This is a genomic window from Idiomarina xiamenensis 10-D-4 (assembly GCF_000299895.1).
In the GTDB taxonomy this organism is placed as follows: domain Bacteria; phylum Pseudomonadota; class Gammaproteobacteria; order Enterobacterales; family Alteromonadaceae; genus Idiomarina; species Idiomarina xiamenensis.
This window is the reverse complement of the sequence record NZ_AMRG01000008.1, coordinates 13,471-30,227: the sequence shown is the minus strand read 5'-3', so window position 1 is coordinate 30,227 and position 16,757 is coordinate 13,471. Positions and strand designations below refer to the sequence as shown.

Genomic DNA, 16,757 nt, shown 5'->3' with positions numbered 1-16,757 from the left:
TAATCAGCGCGGCTCGCCATGCAGAGTTGCAATTATTTGACGACTGCCTGCCTGTAAACGGTGTTCGCCCAAATAAATACCTTGCCAAGTCCCTAATGCTAAACGTCCGTCTTCTATGGCAATGGTCAAACTGGTGCCTAATAAACTTGCACAAACGTGCGCCGGCATATCATCAGGCCCCTCGCAGGTATGCAAAAAGCCATCTGCAAATTGGCCAATTTGCTGTTGTAAGAACCAATGTAAGTCACGACGAACATCAGCATCCGCATTTTCGTTAAGACTCAGCGATGCCGAGGTGTGCAGTAATTGCAGATGCAGTAAACCCACTTCAAATTCGGCTAGACGCGTCAACTGGCGCTCAATATCGTCACTGATGAGATGAAAGCCTTGCGCTTTAGGAGGCAATTGAATGCGCTGTTGCTGCCAATAGCGATGACTCAACTCGGCACCTTATCAAAGCATATTTCAATACAGGCTTTACCGGCCATATGGCTGAAAGGCATGATCAGTTTGGGACCGTCGGCTCGGTGTGAAATTGTGTGGTTTTGGCCTGACACGACAATTGGCGTCGCCATGTCAAACTCAAAGCCGCGTTCACCCAACTCGCGTTTGGCTCCACCGGTCACCATGTTGGTGATTTCGCCAACCAAATCGCAAACCTCGTCATTGATTTTTTCTGGTCTTTCGCCCAGCATTTTAAACATAATTTCGCCTGCCAGTGATTCGTCAAAGCTGATCGAGAACGAGCCTTTCACTTGCGGACCCACCATGCCAATCAAACCTGATACATCACCGCGCGCTACTTCGTCTTTTTTTAATTGCGGTTTACCGGGTTTCAACTCCATTTGCGCCATGGTTTTCAAGACATTTTGCAGGGCGTTTAAAAAGGGGTTGATGAACTCTACATTCATAATGCTAAACCTTTCAGATTAATGACATTGCTGGCACAGGCCGTGTGCTTCGATAACTTGTGACTTGACTACAAAGCCCTGATCTTCGGCTTGTCGACGCAGTGCTTCGTAGACTCCCTCTGACTGAATTTCTTGCACGTTGCCGCAGCTTTCACAAATCAACATTTGTACTGGGTGTTGATGGTCAAAATGACTACACAAGACATAGCTGTTGGAACTCGTGATCTTGTGTACGAAACCTTGCTCTTGTAAGAAGTCTAGCGCTCGATAAATGGTTGGTGGCTTAGCATTTGGCACCGCTACTTTTAGCTTATCTAATAAATCATACGCGCCAATCGCGCCTTCTTGCTCAGCCAGAATTGAAAATACTTCCCGGCGTGCAGGTGTCAAACGTGCGCCGCGTTGTTCACACAGGCGTTCAGCTTTTTGCATCAAGCGCTTGTTGTCTTGATTCGTCATTGAGCGTTTTCCATCTTGGTCATCAAAGTCAACCGACTATCACCGGACTGACATATTTTATTGGAGTTTAACATACCTGAGTTGAGGTCGTTACCGCAAGCGATGGTGAAATGGTTGCTCACACCATAACAATTATTCTCTAATATGATTTTAGCCGCGCTAACTCATTAAGTGCGTTAGCACGGCTATATTGGATTGAGAGCAGAGACTAAGGCTCAATATCACAAATTGGGCCGTTACAGCTTCCGCCACCGCCGCCAGTGCCGCCGCCAGAACCACCACCATTATTAATGGTATCGGTGATGACCCGCGCCATTACTGGCGAGGTGAACTTGCCGTCGCGAATACTGACCCGGACATGGAATGGACAAGCATAGTAGTCGAAACCGAATCTATTGCTAGTTCCTGACTTTGCGATCTCCCATGATGCGTAATCACCATCGGTGATGTCACACCATTTCGTGCCGTTGGAACGCAGGCGTACAACGGCAGTACGTTTGATTTCCCATAGATATTCGGCTTGTCGTCCTTCTCTACCATTAACGGAGTATGGATCAATGGTACCTTGCGCAACAAACTCGCCAATCACGCGATTTCCTTGACGTTGATAGTCGGGGGTTAATGAGGTTAGTTTAGGCGCATTTTGCACCCAGACACCCTCGGCTGAACAAATACCGTTTTGTCTATCAACCCACACTAAGCCGTAGCCATGAGTATAGTCGAAGCGCATGTCATGGTATGCGTTGGCTTCTAGATTTGACTTATCGGTTCCAACATAACCCTTTTCAGAATTATGAAAACGGATATTTGCGTAGGTATCAAACAAATTACCTTTTGCCCGGAAGTTCTGCCCCTTGATGACATGCTTAGGTACTTCGACACGTAAGTAGTCGAAACTGTCGATTAAATTGCTGAGGTTATCAATAAGAGAAGCCCATCCTTCATAATTGGTAAAAGAGGGGTTCGTGTAAACGTTATATCCAGCCTTAATCGCACTGGCTAAATCGCTCACGCTAACATCGTATGGTTTGACCCGACCGTACTCGCAGCTACTAGGTAAGTCATAGTTATTAGCGAATGACGAGCCACTAGTTAATAGTAGTCCGGATACAATGAGCATTTTTCTTAGCATAACTGATCGCCTTTATGGTTATAGGTAATATTTGAATGTATACATTATGTTAATTTTTGTTGTGAGTAAACTTTTAATATTCAGGCTTTTGATCAGTGACGCAGCTGTAAATCGCGCTAATAAATCATGTATAATATTGTCAAGAAAATTTATGGATTTAGGGGTTTTTAGCGTTGTCTAAGGAACACAATAGTAGCGGCAGTGATCACTCAATCTCAGTAGCACCGATGTTAGATTGGACCGATCGTCATTGCCGCTATTTCTATCGCTTGATGAGTCAGCGCGCCGTGCTTTATACCGAAATGGTCACTACTGGGGCTTTGCGTTTTGGTAAGCACGATTTTCTTGCCTACAACGAGCAAGAGCACCCATTGGTCCTGCAGCTTGGCGGCAGCGATGCCGAGGCTATGGCATGGTCGGCAGAGCAGGCGCAAGAGCGCGGCTATGACGAGGTCAATATTAACGTCGGCTGTCCCTCCGACCGAGTCAAAAATGGAAGTTTTGGCGCCTGTTTGCTGGCGCAACCGGAAACCGTGGCGGCGTGCGTGAAGGCAATGAGCGCCGCGGTTGATATTCCGGTGACCGTGAAAACGCGTCTGGGCATTGACGACCTAGATAACGATGAACATTTACACCATTTTATCGACAGCATCGCCAGTGCCGGGTGTCAGCACGTCATTCTGCATGCGCGCAAAGCGTGGTTACAAGGCTTGAGCCCGAAGCAGAACCGCGATATTCCGCCGCTACAATATGAACGCGTGTATTTAGCCAAACAACGCTTTCCTGAACTCACTATCAGCATTAATGGTGGTATTAAAAGCTTAGCTGAGGCGCGCCAACATTTGGCACACGTCGATGGTGTCATGATTGGTCGCGAGTTTTATCAAAATCCATGGCTGCTGGCACAAGTCGATGCTTTCATTGCTGGCGACGATGCACGGCAACTTGACCGCGAGTCTGTTGCGCGAGCGATGATCCCCTATATTCAGCGGCATATTGAGCAAGGTGGCCGTGCTTGGCATGTGGTAAGGCATATGTTGGGGTTGTTCCAGCAGCAGCCTGGTGGACGTCGCTGGCGGCAGTTTTTGAGCCAACAGGGACCGCATTTGAACGACGCAGAGGCATTGATTGAGGGAGCGTTGCAATACCGTTTACCCGAACATCTATCTGCGACGCTTTAACCTCAGTTAGTATTTCACTATTTTTTAGTCAAATTGGCGAAAGGAGGTGCTGGATTGCACTAACGGCATCATCCGAAGGTTTTATTTGATGTCTTTTTTATTTTAATTATTTCTTTTAAATCAATGGTTTGAATTTTTATTTTGATGTTGGCACAACCTTTGAATTAGTCATAGCGACAGAAACGAAAGCAGTACAACAAAAACGCTCTGTCATTATCGATTCATTTAAAGGAGAACATCATGAAAGCTTTAACCTTAACTGCATGCGCCGCTTTAGTATTAACCGTTAGTTATCAAGCCAGTGCGCAAGATGACATTCAACAACAGGTCAGTTCAAGTATCGCCGCGGAAGCTGCTAACTTAACGACACACTTTGCCAACGCTATCAAGTCAGAAGTCAAAGCCAATATTGCTGCATGGGCTGACGAGCTGTTTAGCACCAGCAGCGCTGAATTAGCCAAAGCCTCAGCGACCGAAGCGGCGACTGCTGATCACAAAGTTGATAGCGCCGCATCAGCACAACCAGCAAAACCGCGTTCGGAGTAAGTGCCGATGAGTTTGCTGTCCAGTAGTGTATTGGCGTTGTTACTGGCTGCACCGGTGGTTGGCGTTGTGTTCGCCGCAATATTAACAACACTATTGACTGTGGTGGTTTCTAACGTAGTGCGCAGCCAGTGAGGTTTGTGGTAGTCTGCTTGTTCCCAAAAGCTTGTTATAAGTTATATAAGGAAAGGGCATGTTTACCAAAACACTGGTTGCGACATTACTCGCAGCAACAAGTTTTCACGTGGCAGCGGCTGATTATAACCCTAGCGAAAAAGCCAAGCAGCTTGCCCACGATGCATTATTGATTGACACCCATATCGATGTACCTTATCGCCTCATTAATGGCTGGGAAGATGTTTCTCAAGCCACCGCAGATGGCGATTTTGATTATCCTCGTGCACAACAAGGCGGTTTGAATGCACCGTTTATGTCGATTTATATTCCCGCGTCTTATGAAGAGTCTGGCGGCGGTGGTGAATTAGCTCATCGCATGATCGATAGTATGGAAGCGTTAGTCGGGCGCGCGCCGGATAAATTTGCTTTGGCGTATAACACCGATGATATCTATGCACAACAGCAACAAGGCTTAATGTCGATTGCGATGGGGATGGAAAACGGCACGCCAATCGCTGGTGATTTAGCCAACCTCAAACTATTTTATGATCGTGGTATACGATACATTACCTTAGCGCATTCGCAATCTAACCATATTGCTGATTCGTCCTACGATATTCGTCGTCAATGGAACGGTTTGAGCGACTTTGGTAAAGAACTGGTGGTGGCCATGAATAACATTGGCATGATGGTCGATGTGTCACACATCAGTGATGAAGCGTTTTATGATGCAATAGCCGTCAGCAAAGCACCGGTGATTGCTTCGCACTCCTCATTACGTAGTTATACCCCCGGCTTCGAGCGCAATATGAGCGATGATATGCTGAAAAAACTCGCCGAGAACGGTGGCGTAATTCAGATTAACTTCGGCTCGTCGTTTGTGGCTCAGCAAGCTAACCGCTACAACGATATGATCAAAAAGCGTGTACAAGCGGTCGAAAAACAATTTGGCAAAGATTCGGCCGAGGCTAAAAAGCGCATTGCTGAGATTAATGCCAATAACCCATATCCTTATGCGACTTTAGAACAAGTGCTAGACCATATTGACCATGTAGTCAAAACGATTGGTATTGAACACGTGGGTATTGGTTCAGATTATGATGGTGTTGGCGATTCGTTACCCGTGGGTTTAAAAGATGTCTCAAGCTATCCTAATTTAGTGCAAGGCCTGCTTGATCGTGGTTACCATGACGAACAGATAAAAATGATTTTGGGTGGCAACTTGATGCGAGTCTGGAAAGCGGTTGAAGACTATGCCGCCGCTCACACAAACGACGCCTAAAACGTTGACTTTTGCTGGTGGGTGCGTATAATTCGCGCCCACGAACTGTCTTATCTAAAGCGATTTAAATAAGTTTTCAGTTCGTAAAAAGTTTGGATGCCAATTCGTTACGAGTGTGTAATGTGTTGATTTTCAAGCTTCTACAACAATCCCGATAGGGGATTGAACGGTAAGTAGTAGAAGGTACCTCCCCGCGGTATGCGCCAGGGTGTAGGTATTTTTCTGTGCTCTTTTTTAAATGCTCTTTTTATTTGAGGCTTTGATTTTTTATGGCTAATCAAAGAATTCGGATTCGTCTGAAAGCGTTCGATCACCGTTTGATCGACCAGTCTACAGCGGAAATCGTTGAGACAGCAAAGCGCACTGGTGCTCAGGTACGTGGCCCTATTCCACTGCCAACTCGGAAAGAACGCTTCACCGTGTTGATTTCACCTCACGTGAATAAAGATGCACGTGATCAATATGAAATCCGCACTCACAAGCGCTTGATTGACATCATGGACCCAACTGACAAAACCGTTGACGCATTGATGCGTTTGGACTTGGCAGCGGGCGTTGATGTACAAATCAGCTTGGGCTAAGTGGCAGTAATAGGAAGACACACGAGAGGTTTTAACAATGGCTATAGGTCTAGTCGGTCGTAAAGTAGGAATGACCCGCGTCTTTCAAGAAGACGGCGTATCGGTTCCTGTTACTGTGATCGAAGTGCTGGCTAACCGGGTGACTCAGGTTAAAACTGAAGACACTGATGGTTATCGTGCGCTTCAGGTAACTACTGGCGAAAAGAAAGCGAATCGCGTCAGCAAACCTTTAGCAGGTCACTTTGCTAAAGCGGGCAGCGAAGCGGGTCGTGGACTTTGGGAATTCCGCCTGGAAACAGGTGAAGGCGAAGATATCACTGTTGGTTCTGAACTGACTGTTGATGTATTTGCAGAAACTAAGAAAGTTGACGTCGTTGGTACTTCAAAAGGTAAAGGCTTTGCGGGTGCCGTTAAGCGCTGGAACTTCCGTACTCAGGACGCTACTCACGGTAACTCGTTATCACACCGTGCACCAGGTTCAATCGGTCAGAACCAATCTCCAGGTCGCGTCTTCAAAGGTAAGAAGATGGCTGGTCAGATGGGTAATGAGCGTGTAACTGTGCAATCACTGGATGTGGTTCGTGTTGACGCTGAGCGTAACTTGCTTTTGGTCAAAGGTGCCGTCCCAGGCGCTACCGGCGGTGATGTGATCATCAAGCCGGCGGTCAAAGCGTAACGTCTGAGGAGATTAGTGATGGAATTAACATTAAAAGACGCAAAAGGCGCTCTTGAAGTTTCCGAAGCTACCTTTGGACGTGAGTTTAACGAAGCACTTGTTCACCAGGTAGTTGTGGCGTATGCCGCAGGTGCTCGTCAAGGTAGCCGTGCTCAGAAGACTCGCTCTGAAGTGTCTGGTGGCGGTAAGAAACCATGGCGTCAAAAAGGTACTGGCCGTGCGCGTGCTGGTACTATCCGCAGCCCAATCTGGCGCAGCGGTGGTGTGACTTTTGCAGCTAAGCCGCAAAATCACAGCCAAAAAGTAAACAAAAAAATGTATCGCGGTGCGATCAAAAGCATCCTGTCTGAACTGATTCGTCAGGACCGTCTGATTGTTGTTGAAAGCTTTGGTGTTGATGCGCCTAAGACCAAACAACTGGCAGCGAAACTGAAAGAATTAGAGCTGAACGACGTGCTGATCGTCACCAAAGAGGTTGATGAGAACTTGTTCTTGGCTTCTCGTAACCTGTACAAGGTTGATGTTCGTGACGTTCAAGGTATCGACCCAGTTAGTTTGATTGCTTTTGAAAAAGTTATGATGACTGCTGATGCCGTGAAACAGCTTGAGGAGGTGTTGTCATGATGCGCGAAGAACGTTTGCTAAATATCATTTTGGCACCTCACGTTTCAGAAAAATCGACGACTTCAGCGGAAGAGCAAAACACCGTTGTATTCAAAGTCGCTTTAAACGCAACCAAAGAGCAAATCAAGGCTGCGGTTGAAAAGCTGTTTGAAGTTGAAGTTGAGAAAGTCCGTACCGTTAAGGTTAAGGGTAAGACAAAGCGCACTGGTTTCCGCTTCGGTAAACGTAGCGACTGGAAAAAAGCGTATGTCTCTCTTAAAGAAGGTGCTGACATCGACTTCGTTGGCGGCGCTGAGTAACAGGAGGAATTGAACATGGCTGTAGTTAAGTGTAAGCCTACATCTCCGGGTCGCCGCCACGTCGTTAAAGTGGTTGGTCAAGACCTGTATAAAGGTAAGCCTTACGCACCGTTGCTGGAAAAGAACAGCAAATCTGGTGGTCGTAACAACAATGGTCGTATTACTGTGCGTCACATCGGTGGTGGTCATAAACATCATTACCGTATGATCGATTTCAAACGTGACAAAGACGGTATTGCGGCGAAAGTTGAGCGTATCGAATACGATCCTAACCGTTCAGCAAACATCGCTTTGGTGTTATATGCAGATGGTGAACGTCGTTACATTTTGGCACCTAAAAACTTAAAAGTTGGTGATAAAGTGCAGTCAGGTTCTGACGCACCTATCAAGCCAGGTAACACGTTACCACTTCGCAACATCCCGGTAGGTTCGGTGGTTCACGCTGTTGAATTGAAGCCAGGCAAAGGTGCGCAAATGGCACGCTCTGCTGGTGCTTATTGCCAGTTGTTGGCACGTGATGGCGCGTACGTAACTTTGCGTTTGCGTTCAGGTGAAATGCGTAAAGTCCAATCTGATGGTCGTGCGACTATCGGTGAAGTCGGCAACGCAGAACACATGCTTCGTCAATTGGGTAAAGCCGGTGCCAAACGCTGGCGTGGTGTTCGTCCAACCGTTCGTGGTGTTGCCATGAACCCGGTTGATCACCCGCACGGTGGTGGTGAAGGTCGTACTTCAGGTGGTCGTCATCCGGTTACTCCTTGGGGTACACCGACCAAAGGCTACAAAACCCGTAAGAACAAACGTACTGATAAATTCATCGTACGTCGTCGCAACAAGTAAGAGGATTTACCATGCCACGTTCTCTTAAAAAAGGTCCATTTATTGACCTTCACCTGTTAAAGAAGGTGGAGAAAGCGTTGGAAGCCGGGGATAAGAAGCCAATTAAAACTTGGTCCCGTCGTTCAATGATCATTCCAGATATGATTGGTTTGACTATCGCTGTTCACAACGGTCGTCAACATGTTCCGGTTTTCGTTTCTGACGAAATGATCGGTCATAAGCTGGGCGAATTTGCACCAACCCGTACTTATCGTGGCCACGCCGCTGATAAGAAAGCGAAGAAACGGTAAGAGGTAGAAAGTGATGGAAGCTATTGCTAAACACCAATTTGCCCGCGTTTCAGCGCAGAAGGGCCGTCTGGTTGCTGACCAGATCCGTGGTCTGCCGGTTGCTAAAGCACTGGACGTACTGGCGTACAGCCCGAAAGCGGCTGCTACTTTGGTGAAGAAAGTGTTGGAATCTGCAATCGCTAATGCAGAGCACAACGAAGGTGCGGATATCGATGAGCTGAAAGTTGCCAAAGTCTTCGTTGACGAAGGTCCAACTATGAAGCGCATCAAGCCTCGTGCGAAAGGCCGTGCCGATCGTATCTTTAAGCGCACCAGCCACATTACTGTGGTCGTGTCGGATAGCTAGGAGATAAATTATGGGTCAGAAAGTACATCCTAATGGTATTCGCCTAGGTATCTCCAGACCATGGAATGCAACCTGGTATGCGAATACAAACGAGTTTGCAGATAACCTGCACAGTGATTTTCAGGTACGTAAGTTCCTGACAAAAGAACTGCGCAACGCTTCTGTATCTCGTATCGTGATTGAGCGTCCTGCAAAAAGCGTACGCGTTACCATTCACACCGCCCGTCCAGGCGTGGTGATCGGTAAAAAAGGTGAAGATGTTGAGAAGTTACGTCAGCAAGTTTCTAAGCTGACTGGCGCACCTGCGCAAATCAACATTTCAGAAGTACGTAAGCCGGAGCTTGATTCTCAGCTGGTCGCCGACAACATCGCTGGTCAGTTAGAGCGTCGTGTTATGTTCCGTCGCGCGATGAAACGTGCCGTGCAAAATGCCATTCGCCTTGGCGCGAAAGGTATTAAAGTGGAAGTGAGTGGTCGTTTAGGCGGCGCTGAAATCGCTCGTACCGAATGGTACCGCGAAGGCCGTGTACCACTTCACACTTTGCGTGCAGATATCGATTACTCGACTGCTGAAGCCAACACCACTTACGGTATTATCGGCGTTAAGGTCTGGATCTTCCGCGGTGAAGTGCTTGGCGGCTTGCCAACCACTACCGAAGAGAAGCCAGCTCCAGCAAAACGCGGCAAAGGTCGTAAGTAAGGAGAAGCTAGATGTTACAACCAAAGCGTACAAAATTCCGTAAGGTTCACAAAGGCCGCAACCGTGGCTTGGCGCAGTCAGGTAACAAAGTCAGCTTCGGTACTTTCGGCTTGAAAGCAGTTGACCGTGGTCGTATGACTGCGCGTCAAATCGAAGCGGCTCGTCGTGCGATGACTCGTCACGTTAAGCGTCAAGGTAAAATCTGGATCCGCGTATTCCCAGACAAGCCAATTACTGAAAAACCCTTAGAAGTTCGTATGGGTAAAGGTAAAGGTAACGTTGAATACTGGGTAGCACAGATTCAACCTGGTCGCGTTCTGTACGAAATTGACGGCGTACCAGAAGAACTGGCACGTGAAGCGTTCCGCTTAGCGGCACGTAAACTGCCTTTCAAAACTACGTTTGTTACTCGGACGGTGATGTGATGAAAGCGAGCGAACTGAAAGAAAAAAGCGTTGAGCAACTGCAAGAAGAGTTGTTAGGTTTGCGTCGTGAGCAGTTTAACCTGCGCATGCAAGCTGCGACTGGTCAGTTGAATCAAACTCATATGATGAAACAAGTACGTCGCGATATCGCACGTGTGAAAACCATCTTAAACCAGAAGGCAGGTGCGTAATGGCTGAAGAAAAACGTGTTCGTACTCTGCAGGGTCGTGTTGTTAGTGACAAAATGGACAAGTCCATTACTGTCGCGGTAACTCGCCGTGTTAAGCACCCGGTATACGGTAAATACATTACCCGTACCACTAAGCTGCACGCTCACGACGAGAACAACGAATGCAAAGCGGGCGATACCGTTATCATTCGTGAAACTCGTCCAGTTTCTAAGACTAAGTCTTGGGCATTGGTTGAAGTTGTTGAGCGCGCGGTCGTTATCTAACACGAATCGCTGCACTTAAACGTGTACGTAAAAGGCTCCCCCGGGAGCCTTTTTTTTGATCTAATTTCGTTAACACTCCGTAAACAGACGGGATAAAATTCGTAAAACTATTCAACTCATTCGAACTGTTAGCTGAGCGGTTGCAGTAATAACTACAACAAATCACGGGAGAGTTCAGTGTCTATCAAGTCTTTCATCGATAAGCATATGGAAGTGCATAAGGCGGTATTTTTTGTTTCCGTCGCGCTCATCTTTATTTTTATTATTGGCACCTTAACCAACCTAGACCAAGCAAAGTCAGTATTTGATGCGGCAAGAAACGGCGTCACTCATTACTTCGGTTGGTTTTTAATTCTATGTGTCCAAATTTTCTTATTGTTTTCTGTCTATTTAGCGTTATCACGATTTCGCTATGTTCGCATCGGCGGTAAAGATGCGAAGCCGGCGCACTCATTTTTAAGCTGGTTGGCCATGTTGTTCAGCGCGGGTATGGGCATCGGTTTGATGTTCTGGGCGGTCGCCGAACCAGTCACTCACTTTGCTAAACCGCCACGAGGTGAGGCACAAACCTTAGAAGCCGCGTCGCAAGCGATGGACATTACCTTCCTTCACTGGGGGTTACACGCATGGGGCATTTATGCGTTAGTTGGTTTGTCGCTAGCCTACTTCACCTTTAACCGCGGGTTACCATTATCTATGCGCTCGTTGTTTTATCCCATTTTAAAAGAGCGTATTCATGGATTCTGGGGTAATTTGGTCGATATTATCGCCGTCGTTGCCACGTTATTTGGTGTCGCTACGTCGTTAGGTTTAGGTGTCGACCAAGTCAACGCTGGCTTGCATCACGTGGTAGGCCTGCCGCAATCACCGATGATGAAAATTATCTTAATTGCGCTGATCACAGCAGCTGCGACAGCATCTGTCGTCAGTGGCTTAGATAAAGGCATCAAGCGTCTAAGTGAGCTTAACTTACTCGCCGCTGCGATATTACTGATGTTTGTTATCGCTTTAGGTCCGACGTTGTTCATCATGAAGAGCTTTGTACAAAGTACTGGTCACTATCTACAAAATATCATCTCGCTATCGAGTTGGTCGCAAGCATACGCACAAACGACCGATTGGCAGTCTACGTGGACCGTATTCTATTGGGCATGGTGGATTGGTTGGTCACCGTTTGTCGGCGTGTTCATCGCTCGCATTTCGAAAGGTCGTACCATTAAAGAGTTCGTATTAGGCGTATTGCTGGTACCGTCAGCGATGACCTTCCTGTGGATGAGCGGCTTTGGCGGTAACGGTTTGTGGCAAGCCATTAACGGTGACGGAGGGCTTATTGAAATAGTCGGCAATGACTATGCCATGAGTCTGTTTGCTATGCTAGAGAGTTTACCGTGGTCGACGATAACCAGTTTCTTAGCGGTATTCTTGGTGGTTATCTTCTTTGTCACTTCGTCAGACTCTGGTTCTTTAGTGATCGATATGCTGACTTCTGGCGGTAACTTGAACCCACCTAAAGCACAACGCGTATTTTGGGCTGTCTTAGAAGGTGTGGTGGCAGCAACCTTGATGGTCGGGGGTGGCTTGAAAGCACTGCAAGCGGCTGCAATTTCAACCGGCTTACCGTTCACTTTGGTGGTACTGATCGGCGGTATTTGTTTGTACATCGCCTTGAAGCAAGATTACAGCACCAAGCATAGTCATCCGAAACTACAAGAGGACTCTCCCCATGTATAAACCAAGCAGTTTGGCACTTGCCGTAGGCTTGGCGGTAGCGTCGTTTCCCGGCGCTACCTGGTCGCAACAAAGCCAGCCAATGGAAGGCCAGCAGAGCGAGCAAGCGGCGTTAAAAGCGCAGCTATCGCAATTACAGCAGCAGTTAAATGTCCTGCAAGCACGTTTGGCTGAGTTAGAGCAGCAGAAGCAACTGCAGCAACAACAACAGGTCGCCAGTAGCGCCAATGATAGTGCAAACAATCAAGCGCAAAGCTCGGATAACACCACGACTAGCGTCGCAGCGAACCGTCAGCGTTCGTTAGATCAAAGTGATAGCGGTGTACAGGCACGTTTAGAGCAATTAGAGACTGACGTTGAGAAAGCACAGAACTGGCCAATTCGAGTTGGCGGTGCGGTGCGCTTTCAATATAGCTATGAAGATTATAACGAAGGCAATCAAGAGCGCGGCGGAGACCTTGATTTCGATATCTTCAGGCTCGATCTGGATGGTGAAATTGGTGACGTGATCCTGTCGGCACAATATCGCTGGTTCCAATATCAGGACGTGTTACACCATGCCTGGGTCGGTTATAACTTTACGCCAGAGTGGCAAGGACAGTTAGGCATAACTAAAGTGCCGTTCGGTATTATGCCGTATAACTCTCACAGCTACTTTTTTAACTCGACTTTTTATGTTGGCTTAGAAGATGAATATGATGCTGGTGCTAAGATGATTTATCGTGGTGACCAGTGGGACTTCGACATTGCCTTCTTTAAATCAGACGAGCAGGGTGGCGCAGACGGCTCTAGTAGCGACCGTACACACAGCTATTCTTATGACCCAATCGGTATTCGTTTACCAGGCGAGGGACCCTATGACGATGTTACGCAGCCTATCGGCGAGGGTAATAGCTGGGCGCTGCGGGGCGCCCGCACCATCACCTTTGGTGATGAGCATGATTTAGAGCTGGGGCTGTCAGGCCAGTACGGCAATCTTTATAGCGCCGATGAGAACCTTGGCAACCGTAAAGCTTGGGCCGGTCACGCGGTATACACGAATGGTCCTTGGGAAGTGATGCTGCAATACGCGGATTACCAATATGATATCGATATGGAGAACCGTGGCATTGTTGTTGGTGCTTATGCCTATGCCGATACCATCGCTAGTGAAGCTAAGATTTATACCGCTAACTTAGCTTATAGTATGCCTGTCGAGTGGGGGCCAATTACCAACGTGACGTTTTACAACGATCATAGCCAAGTCGTCGACAAGCGCGGCTATCGCGAAGACACGTGGATGAACGTATTAGGTATGGCGGTATCGTCAGGAGGCCTCTACACCTACTTTGATTTAGTGCGGGCGAAAAATCAGCCGTTTATCGGCGGTACGATGGCCAGTGATCAAGGTGAGGTGAATACCCGCTTTAATATTAACTTCGGGTATTATTTCTAACGCTTGAATAACTCAAGTAAACTTATTAAAACGGCGCTGAGTTAAGCGCCGTTTTTTTTGTCTAGCTCGTCGTTATAGGACTGGGTGCGATAATCAGTGGTTTTCTTGTAGCGCGGTAAATCTAAGTGTAAAGCCGCTTTAGCTAACAAGTGGGCGCTAATCGGGGCTGTGAGTAACAAGAATAACGCAATCAAAATAAAGTGAATACGAAAGGCTCCTTCCGCCACACTAAAGAAAATGATTGAACCTAATACCACGCCGCCCAAGCCGACCGTGGTATTTTTTGTTGGTGCGTGTAAACGGGTCAAAAAGTCTGGCAGTATTGCCAGACCCAAAGAACCGATGAAAGCAAATAAGGCACCGAGGCAGATAAAAAACGACGCTAACCAGTCTGCCCATTGTGGCAATTGCATGGATAAATTAGAAATCATAAAAGCCTCGTCTATTACTCAATAATATCGCCGCGCATTAAGAATTTGGCAGCGGCGACGGTTCCTACAAAGCCCAGCATGGCAATCATCAACGCGGCTTCAAAATAAGCGGAGGTGCCTTCTTGAATGCCAAATAACAACAACAGCGCTAACGAGTTAATATAGATAGTATCCAGAGCTAATATGCGGTCGGGTAAATGTGGCCCTTTGACCAGTCGCCACATATTTAGCAATAACGACAAGCTAAATAGCAAAAAAGCGAACTGTACTGCGTAAACTAACATCCGAAGATCTCCTGTAACTTAACTTCGTAGCGTTCACGAATCTCTTTGATCATGGCTTCCGGGTCTTTCACATTGAGAGAATGAATCAACAATGCCTTACGACCTCGAGTGATTTCAGCAGAAATAGTACCTGGCGTGAGGCTGATAGTGCTCGCTAATATGGTGACCGGTAACTCGTCTTTTAACGTTAATGGGAACTCAATTAACGCTGGCTTGATGCGGTGTCGGTAGCCAATGATAACAACTGAAATCTTGAAGTTGGCGATAACGATGTCATAAAAAAGCTGCAGCACGTAAAGAAAGGCCTTAAACGGCTTTTTTATCGTTGGATGGTCGGTTTTAGCGGGTTGCAAAAGTATCGGTACCAATAATGCAAACACCGCACCCAGCACTAATACGCCAGCATCCAATGAGTTAAAGAGTAATGCCCAGATAACCAGCAGGATCAGTGACAACACCGGTGCTGGGAATAGTTTACCGAACTGTCTGCTAATAACCATGAGTCGCAACCTCCGTTGTTGGTAAAACGGCTTGCATATAATAACTACCATCGACTAAGTCGGTCGCTAATTGCGTAGTGAACTCACTGATGGGTTGCGCAAACACCGTCATTAAAACCGAGCCGGATAATAGTAATGAGATGGCGACTAATTGCCCAGTTGGCGATTTACTATCGCCAGGCTTGCCTGATAGCGTGTGCCAAAACATTTTACTACCAGCGCGGGCCATGGTGATAATCACGACTAAGCTACTGACTAGTATTATTGGCCACAGCAGCGCGGTTTCATTACCCATACGTGCGGCTTCTAAGATAAACAGCTTGCCAATAAAGCCACTCAACGGTGGAATACCGATGACCGCAATAGCGGCGACAAAGAACATGACTGCTAGCAGACTGTGCTGCGCCATGCGTCGTCCTGAGACAATACGCGATGCCGTTTTACCGCGTTGTGCCGACATCACATCGGCGAGCAGGAATAACGCGCCGGTTATTAGTGTTGAGTGCACCAGATAAAAGAATACGGCGCTTATTGCTCGCTCGTTTGCGAAGCTCAGCGTTGCCATCATGGTACCGACGGAAATGACCACCAGATAAGCAACCAACATGCGTAGGTCGCGGCTTGACATGACGCCGATAGCACCAACGACTAAGGTGAGCAAACCGAGCACCCAGATCCAGTCGTTACCGACCATCGCTAAGACACCGGCGTTAGCGCCAAAAATCAATGTATATACGCGAGCTATTGCATAAATACCGACCTTAGTCATGATGGCAAACAGCGCTGCCACTACCCCAGAAGTGGTTGAATAGGCTTGCGGTAGCCAAAAGTGTAGGGGCAAAATCGCCGCTTTTATACCAAATACGACCAACAGCAGCAGCGCACCCGCTTTTGCGATCGCGGCGTCGTCGCCTTGTAGCAGCGCTACTTTTTGTGCCATGTCGGCGATATTTAGAGTGCCGGTGCTACCATAAAGAATGCCTAAAGCGATGAGGAATAATGCCGAACCGGCCAAGTTAATGAGTACGTAATGTAAGCAGGCGCGGATACGGAATTTACCGCCACCGTGCATGAGTAACGCATAACTTGAAATGAGTAGCACTTCGAAAAATACAAATAGGTTAAATAAGTCGCCGGTTAAAAAAGCGCCGTAAATACCCATCAATTGAAATTGAAATAGCGCCTGAAAGTGAGACCCCAGGTTATCAATGCCAAAGCACGCATAAAGCAAGACTGGCAAGGCTAATACCGCTGTTAGCAATACCATTAAACTGCTTAAGCGATCGACGCTGAGCACAATGCCAAAGGGTGCCTGCCAATTACCAAGCGCATAAACGATAATGTTGTGCTGTTGCACTTGCAGCAGTAAGGCAATACTGACCACTAATTGTAGCAAACAGGCGATAATACCAATGGTACGGCGTATTGGTTGCGGATTTTCGCCCCACTGCAAGAGCTGCAGCAAGCCGGCGAACAGCGGAATTAAAATGGGTAAAATGGCTAAATGCATCGGCCACAT

The 16,757-nt window shown here is 47.4% G+C and carries 25 protein-coding genes; 17 read left to right on the top strand and 8 right to left on the bottom strand.

Annotated elements, in window-relative coordinates; translation table 11 throughout:
* Window positions 1-3 precede the first annotated feature (3 nt).
* From A10D4_RS07285 to A10D4_RS07270, 4 genes are all read right to left on the bottom strand, one after another.
* The gene (locus tag A10D4_RS07285; RefSeq protein WP_008488685.1) at window positions 4-441 is read right to left on the bottom strand and encodes a secondary thiamine-phosphate synthase enzyme YjbQ; all 438 of its coding nucleotides are present in this window, start codon (window positions 439-441) and stop codon (window positions 4-6) included.
* Window positions 438-911 (bottom strand): chemotaxis protein CheX, encoded by a 474-nt coding sequence (locus A10D4_RS07280; RefSeq protein WP_008488684.1) that lies wholly within the window; start codon window positions 909-911, stop codon window positions 438-440. The genes A10D4_RS07285 and A10D4_RS07280 overlap by 4 nt, the downstream gene beginning before the upstream one ends.
* A gap of 18 nt (window positions 912-929) precedes the next feature.
* Window positions 930-1,370: a zinc uptake transcriptional repressor Zur gene (gene zur, locus A10D4_RS07275; RefSeq protein WP_008488683.1), complete on the bottom strand. Its 441-nt coding sequence runs from the start codon at window positions 1,368-1,370 to the stop codon at window positions 930-932.
* A gap of 208 nt (window positions 1,371-1,578) precedes the next feature.
* Window positions 1,579-2,382: a hypothetical protein gene (locus A10D4_RS07270; RefSeq protein WP_156812098.1), complete on the bottom strand. Its 804-nt coding sequence runs from the start codon at window positions 2,380-2,382 to the stop codon at window positions 1,579-1,581.
* Between the two features lie 293 nt (window positions 2,383-2,675).
* On the opposite strand from A10D4_RS07270, the gene dusA reads away from it, so the two are divergent.
* The 17 genes from dusA to A10D4_RS07190 all read left to right on the top strand — a co-directional run bounded on the left by dusA (window position 2,676) and on the right by A10D4_RS07190 (window position 14,023).
* Entirely contained in the window at window positions 2,676-3,683 is a 1,008-nt protein-coding gene (gene dusA, locus A10D4_RS07265; protein WP_040502744.1) for a tRNA dihydrouridine(20/20a) synthase DusA, read from the top strand.
* A gap of 240 nt (window positions 3,684-3,923) precedes the next feature.
* Window positions 3,924-4,229: a hypothetical protein gene (locus tag A10D4_RS07260; RefSeq protein WP_008488680.1), complete on the top strand. Its 306-nt coding sequence runs from the start codon at window positions 3,924-3,926 to the stop codon at window positions 4,227-4,229.
* A gap of 6 nt (window positions 4,230-4,235) precedes the next feature.
* Window positions 4,236-4,361, top strand: a complete 126-nt coding sequence (locus tag A10D4_RS14470; protein WP_272942931.1) for a hypothetical protein — start codon at window positions 4,236-4,238, stop codon at window positions 4,359-4,361.
* 58 nt (window positions 4,362-4,419) lie between these two features.
* Window positions 4,420-5,625 (top strand): dipeptidase, encoded by a 1,206-nt coding sequence (locus A10D4_RS07255; protein ID WP_008488679.1) that lies wholly within the window; start codon window positions 4,420-4,422, stop codon window positions 5,623-5,625.
* A gap of 269 nt (window positions 5,626-5,894) precedes the next feature.
* Window positions 5,895-6,206 carry a 30S ribosomal protein S10 gene (gene rpsJ, locus A10D4_RS07250; protein WP_008488677.1) on the top strand — a complete coding sequence of 104 codons (312 nt, stop codon included), beginning with the start codon at window positions 5,895-5,897 and terminating at the stop codon, window positions 6,204-6,206.
* Window positions 6,207-6,243: 37 nt separating this feature from the next.
* Complete coding sequence (gene rplC, locus A10D4_RS07245) at window positions 6,244-6,882, top strand: 50S ribosomal protein L3 (protein WP_008488674.1); 639 nt, start codon at window positions 6,244-6,246, stop codon at window positions 6,880-6,882.
* A gap of 18 nt (window positions 6,883-6,900) precedes the next feature.
* Entirely contained in the window at window positions 6,901-7,506 is a 606-nt protein-coding gene (gene rplD / locus A10D4_RS07240; RefSeq protein ID WP_008488673.1) for a 50S ribosomal protein L4, read from the top strand.
* Window positions 7,503-7,805, top strand: a complete 303-nt coding sequence (gene rplW / locus A10D4_RS07235; protein WP_008488672.1) for a 50S ribosomal protein L23 — start codon at window positions 7,503-7,505, stop codon at window positions 7,803-7,805. Before rplD ends, rplW begins: the two co-directional genes overlap by 4 nt.
* A gap of 15 nt (window positions 7,806-7,820) precedes the next feature.
* Window positions 7,821-8,645 carry a 50S ribosomal protein L2 gene (rplB, locus tag A10D4_RS07230; protein ID WP_008488671.1) on the top strand — a complete coding sequence of 275 codons (825 nt, stop codon included), beginning with the start codon at window positions 7,821-7,823 and terminating at the stop codon, window positions 8,643-8,645.
* An 11-nt stretch (window positions 8,646-8,656) separates the two neighbouring features.
* Window positions 8,657-8,935 carry a 30S ribosomal protein S19 gene (gene rpsS, locus A10D4_RS07225; RefSeq protein WP_008488670.1) on the top strand — a complete coding sequence of 93 codons (279 nt, stop codon included), beginning with the start codon at window positions 8,657-8,659 and terminating at the stop codon, window positions 8,933-8,935.
* A gap of 13 nt (window positions 8,936-8,948) precedes the next feature.
* Window positions 8,949-9,281, top strand: a complete 333-nt coding sequence (gene rplV, locus A10D4_RS07220; protein WP_008488669.1) for a 50S ribosomal protein L22 — start codon at window positions 8,949-8,951, stop codon at window positions 9,279-9,281.
* 10 nt (window positions 9,282-9,291) lie between these two features.
* Window positions 9,292-9,981: a 30S ribosomal protein S3 gene (gene rpsC, locus A10D4_RS07215; RefSeq protein ID WP_008488667.1), complete on the top strand. Its 690-nt coding sequence runs from the start codon at window positions 9,292-9,294 to the stop codon at window positions 9,979-9,981.
* Between the two features lie 11 nt (window positions 9,982-9,992).
* Window positions 9,993-10,406, top strand: coding sequence for a 50S ribosomal protein L16 (rplP, locus tag A10D4_RS07210; protein ID WP_008488666.1), 414 nt, complete (start codon window positions 9,993-9,995; stop codon window positions 10,404-10,406).
* Window positions 10,406-10,597 (top strand): 50S ribosomal protein L29, encoded by a 192-nt coding sequence (gene rpmC / locus A10D4_RS07205; RefSeq protein WP_008488664.1) that lies wholly within the window; start codon window positions 10,406-10,408, stop codon window positions 10,595-10,597. The genes rplP and rpmC overlap by 1 nt, the downstream gene beginning before the upstream one ends.
* Window positions 10,597-10,860: a 30S ribosomal protein S17 gene (gene rpsQ, locus A10D4_RS07200; protein WP_008488663.1), complete on the top strand. Its 264-nt coding sequence runs from the start codon at window positions 10,597-10,599 to the stop codon at window positions 10,858-10,860. Before rpmC ends, rpsQ begins: the two co-directional genes overlap by 1 nt.
* 177 nt (window positions 10,861-11,037) lie before the next feature.
* Window positions 11,038-12,591, top strand: a complete 1,554-nt coding sequence (locus A10D4_RS07195; RefSeq protein ID WP_008488662.1) for a BCCT family transporter — start codon at window positions 11,038-11,040, stop codon at window positions 12,589-12,591.
* Entirely contained in the window at window positions 12,584-14,023 is a 1,440-nt protein-coding gene (locus tag A10D4_RS07190; RefSeq protein WP_008488661.1) for a porin family protein, read from the top strand. Before A10D4_RS07195 ends, A10D4_RS07190 begins: the two co-directional genes overlap by 8 nt.
* 41 nt (window positions 14,024-14,064) lie before the next feature.
* On the opposite strand, the gene A10D4_RS07185 is transcribed toward A10D4_RS07190, so the two are convergent.
* Genes A10D4_RS07185 through A10D4_RS07170 form a run of 4 tightly spaced genes read right to left on the bottom strand, consistent with a single transcriptional unit; the run spans window position 14,065 to window position 16,757 of the window.
* Complete coding sequence (locus A10D4_RS07185; RefSeq protein ID WP_008488660.1) at window positions 14,065-14,454, bottom strand: Na+/H+ antiporter subunit G; 390 nt, start codon at window positions 14,452-14,454, stop codon at window positions 14,065-14,067.
* 14 nt (window positions 14,455-14,468) lie between these two features.
* Window positions 14,469-14,738 (bottom strand): K+/H+ antiporter subunit F, encoded by a 270-nt coding sequence (locus A10D4_RS07180; protein ID WP_008488659.1) that lies wholly within the window; start codon window positions 14,736-14,738, stop codon window positions 14,469-14,471.
* Window positions 14,732-15,238 (bottom strand): Na+/H+ antiporter subunit E, encoded by a 507-nt coding sequence (locus A10D4_RS07175; protein WP_008488658.1) that lies wholly within the window; start codon window positions 15,236-15,238, stop codon window positions 14,732-14,734. The genes A10D4_RS07180 and A10D4_RS07175 overlap by 7 nt, the downstream gene beginning before the upstream one ends.
* Complete coding sequence (locus A10D4_RS07170; RefSeq protein WP_008488655.1) at window positions 15,228-16,757, bottom strand: monovalent cation/H+ antiporter subunit D; 1,530 nt, start codon at window positions 16,755-16,757, stop codon at window positions 15,228-15,230. The genes A10D4_RS07175 and A10D4_RS07170 overlap by 11 nt, the downstream gene beginning before the upstream one ends.